This window comes from Neisseria sp. HMSC065C04, from assembly GCF_001815375.1.
Lineage (GTDB): Bacteria > Pseudomonadota > Gammaproteobacteria > Burkholderiales > Neisseriaceae > Neisseria > Neisseria flavescens_D.
The window spans coordinates 1-4,073 of the sequence record NZ_KV820413.1 but is presented as its reverse complement, the minus strand read 5'-3'; the positions used below and the strand labels follow the sequence as shown (position 1 = coordinate 4,073).

Genomic DNA, 4,073 nt, shown 5'->3' with positions numbered 1-4,073 from the left:
AAATCCTCTTTCCTTTTGGGAAAGAGGATTTTTTTAATCACTCCCAACGCTGGGCAGACTACTAATCAGAGCACATCCGCATGCGGTCTTGCAACCATCAACAGCAACTGCTTTACCTTCAAACATCATATACTGACTGCCTTCAATAATCGGATTGTCGCCATGACCGGTTATAGGGCAACTGACCAAATCGCCAACTAGTGCCGCAGGTTTTCCTTCAATAGTCATTTGGGAAGATGCTTGAATAACCATACCACCATGCGTAGTAGAATCACCCAATCTAATAATACCCTTCATTTTTACATTCCTTTGCCGTCAAAATTCCTATAAACCAGATTGTAGATCTCAGACATTACCATAAGCCTGAATCAAACGCCCCATATAAAAACCATTATCCGTATTCCAACCAAATAACTGATTTTTCTGCTCAGTATTTTCAACAGCCAAACCTAACATGAGCAATTGATTTCCCGAAGCAAGAGGTCCCATAAAAAGCCCAGGATTATGTCTTAAAACACTATTTCTGCCGTAATGCCAGTCCCCTCCTGCTGCCTTAATACCATCCATATATTGCTGGATTTCCTCATGTGAGGAAGAAAACCATACTGCATCAATTGCTTCATCATGTAATCCATAATCCACATATTTTTTCAATAACTGTGGTTGTTTTCCATCATCCAGCGTAATAGGTCGTTGTACCCATGCACGAATTGGTAGATTATTCTGTTTAGCCAAATACTGAGAGGAAAAAACTATCCAGGTTACTGTTTCAGTAAATTCTAAATCATCTATATCTGGATTTAACCAAGCCGATAAGACAGCATGGATACCTTCAGGTTCAGATTTCTCAAACCAATTATCGATAAATCCACTCATATCCTGTAGAGGCATGATGGCCAGATCCAAGTTTTCTATACCAATAGTTTCCGACATATTGATTAGCTTATTTTGCCAGGCTTCATAAATATCGTTGTCAGGAGTATGGATATGTACGGTCAATTTTTTTGAAAACTCAGCCAAAGATCTAATTCTTTCTTCTAATTGCCACACCGTTGTTTCATGACACAATGGTCGTTCAAAGTTATCTTCTTCATCAATAAAAGCAATACAATCAAATCTCTCATTACCTTTAGTTTCAGCAATTACATCATTCAGTGCAATTTCAGACGGCAGAGCTACATAAGCGTCTATTACTGCAACTCTCTTACCAGCCCACTCTGTCCACTTTCTACGAATATTGTCTTTTTCTTTCTGCCATGCCTCCATAGCGGCATAACGATGGACTGAAGAAATATAGCGGTAAGAAAGTGCTGCAAACCATATAACAGGAAAGACCAACGAATAAATTGCATACTTTTTTAGCAATAAAATCCATAACAATGAACAGCAACATGCAAATGCCAAAGTAGCGGCCCACATCCATGGTTTTCCCCACTTATTTTTGACTTCTGGAACTAATGTTGCGGGAACTTCAGGAATATTCCATTGCATTTTAAATAGCCTTATACTCAAAAAATCAATTATATATAAAAATAATTATATTGGTTAAACATTAGCACATAGATTCTTAATATTATCTATGTAACTATCTAACTATCTAACCATTTATTAATTAAACGTTTAATATAGAACTATACAGGCTCTTCTAAAAAATTTTCACATCCTATATACAAGCCCATTTAACCATAAGCTTAATTATATTCAATATATCAAACTTAGCTTCAAAAAACTTCCAAGTAAAAAGTTTAACCAGCTATTTAATAAAATACGGCATTTTAAACTAAAACTGAAAATGTTATCCTCAACCTAAAATGCTTATCCTCTAAGATGGGTAAGTTTCTCCTAAATTTATTCCGATCCAAACAATAAGTTCTCTTTAATATTCCTAATTTTATCGCGTAACACAGCAGCCTCTTCAAACTGCAAATCCCTAGCCGCCTGCTGCATGGCTTTTTCCAGTTTGGCGATTTCTTTAATCGCGTCTTCTTCATTGTGAATCACGCCAACTTTGACTTTGTTTTTGCCTTTCAGACGGCCTTTGCCGCCGTCTTCTTCGTGGTACACGCCGTCGATGATGTCTTTGACCTGTTTTTTAATCTGCTGCGGTACGATGCCGTGTTCTTCGTTGAATTTAATCTGTTTTTCGCGGCGGCGTTCGGTTTCGTCGATGGCGGCCTTCATGGAGTCGGTGATTTTGTCGGCGTACAGGATGGCGATGCCGTTCACGTTGCGCGCGGCGCGGCCTATGGTTTGAATCAGGCTGCGGTGGGAGCGCAGGAAGCCTTCTTTGTCTGCATCGAGGATGGCGACGAGGGAGACTTCGGGGATGTCGAGGCCTTCGCGCAAGAGGTTGATGCCGACGAGTACGTCAAACAGTCCGAGTCGCAAATCTCTAATGATTTCAACGCGCTCGACGGTATCGATGTCGCTGTGCAGGTAGCGCACTTTGATGCCGAGTTCGCTGTAATAGTCGGTGAGTTGTTCCGCCATGCGTTTGGTGAGGGTGGTAACGAGTACGCGTTCGCCTTTTTGGATGCGGTCGTTGATTTCGCTCATTAAATCATCGACTTGGGTGGCGACGGGGCGGATGATGATTTGGGGGTCGACCAGCCCTGTGGGGCGGACGACTTGTTCGACCACTTGTCCGGCGTGTTCTTCTTCGTATTTGGCGGGGGTGGCGGAAACGAAGACGGTTTGCGGCATGACTTTTTCAAATTCGTGGAATTTGAGCGGGCGGTTGTCGCGGGCGGAAGGCAGGCGGAAGCCGTAGTCCACGAGGTTTTGCTTGCGCGATGCATCGCCTTTGTACATGCCGCCGATTTGGGTGACGGTAACGTGGCTTTCGTCAATGAACATGATGGCGTTGTCGGGCAAGTAGTCCATCAGCGTGGGCGGCGGTTCGCCTTCTTTTTTACCGGAGAAGTGGCGGGAGGAGGTTTCGATGCCTTTGCAGAAGCCCATTTCGTAGAGCATTTCGAGGTCGAAGCGGGTGCGCTGTTCGATACGTTGTTGCTCAACGGGACGTTGTTCGCGGGCGAAAAACTCGATGCGTTCGCGCAGTTCTTCTTTGATGGACTCGCAGGCGCGCAAGACGGTGTCGCGCGGGGTAACGTAGTGGCTGGATGGGAAGACGGTGTAGCGGCCGACGCGCTGGATAAGGCTGCCTGAAAGCGGGTCGAACATATCGAGGCGGTCAATTTCGTCGTCAAACAGGCTGATGCGCAAGGCATTTTCGGAGCTTTCGGCGGGGTACACGTCAATCACGTCGCCGCGCACGCGGAAGCTGCCGCGTTTGAAGTCCAAATCGCCGCGTTCGTACTGCATGGAAACGAGCGTGGCGATGATGTCGCGCTGCTCAATGGTGTCGCCTTCTTTGACGGACAATACCATTTGTTGATATTCGGTCGGGTCGCCGATACCGTAAATAGCGGACACGGTGGCGACGATAATCACGTCGTCGCGCGTCATCAGGTTTTTGGTGGCGGAAAGGCGCATCTGTTCGATGTGTTCGTTGATCGCGCTGTCTTTTTCGATGAACAAATCGCGGCTGGGCACATAGGCTTCGGGCTGGTAATAGTCATAATAAGACACAAAATATTCCACCGCGTTTTCGGGGAAAAACTCGCGCATTTCGGCATAGAGCTGGGCGGCAAGGGTTTTGTTGTGCGCCATGATGATGGCGGGGCGGCCGCTTTGGGCGATGACGTTCGCCATGGTATAGGTTTTGCCCGAACCGGTTACACCGAGCAGGGTTTGGTAGGCAAGGCCGTCTGAAAGCCCTTCGAGCAGGCCGGCAATGGCAGTGGGCTGGTCACCGGCAGGTGGGAAGGGCTGGTGGAGTTTAAACGGAGAATTGGGATATTGGATGACTTCCATAAGACGGCCTGTTTTATGTTCAGGTAAAGAGAGGATTATAACAAAGGGCCGTCTGAAAATTGATAGTGTGCCAATCTGATAAGACTAAATATTTCATCTCCTTCCTTAGCTAAAGCTAACTGAGGTTGGTTGTGTTGGCAGGAACAATTAAACTCCCCTCTCCCCCAAAGAGGTGCCTGTGCACGTCCTTTTTCTTT

The 4,073-nt window shown here is 45.7% G+C and carries 3 protein-coding genes; all 3 read right to left on the bottom strand.

Features of this window, described 5'->3' with window-relative positions:
* Nucleotides 1-33: 33 nt before the first annotated feature.
* A complete protein-coding gene (locus HMPREF3022_RS06160; protein WP_049332348.1) occupies nt 34-297 on the bottom strand; it encodes a PAAR domain-containing protein in 264 nt (87 codons plus the stop codon).
* 48 nt (nt 298-345) lie between these two features.
* A complete protein-coding gene (locus HMPREF3022_RS06155; protein WP_049332350.1) occupies nt 346-1,491 on the bottom strand; it encodes a hypothetical protein in 1,146 nt (381 codons plus the stop codon).
* A gap of 357 nt (nt 1,492-1,848) precedes the next feature.
* Nucleotides 1,849-3,876, bottom strand: a complete 2,028-nt coding sequence (gene uvrB / locus HMPREF3022_RS06150; RefSeq protein WP_070765280.1) for an excinuclease ABC subunit UvrB — start codon at nt 3,874-3,876, stop codon at nt 1,849-1,851.
* Between the last annotated feature and the right edge of the window lie 197 nt (nt 3,877-4,073).

What these genes read in the sequence shown, in the direction of transcription:
- HMPREF3022_RS06160 (WP_049332348.1), bottom strand. Translation starts at nt 297, where the DNA reads ATGAAGGGTATTATTAGATTGGGTGATTCTACTACGCATGGTGGTATG.
- uvrB (WP_070765280.1), bottom strand. Translation starts at nt 3,876, where the DNA reads ATGGAAGTCATCCAATATCCCAATTCTCCGTTTAAACTCCACCAGCCC.
- HMPREF3022_RS06155 (WP_049332350.1), bottom strand. Translation starts at nt 1,491, where the DNA reads ATGCAATGGAATATTCCTGAAGTTCCCGCAACATTAGTTCCAGAAGTC.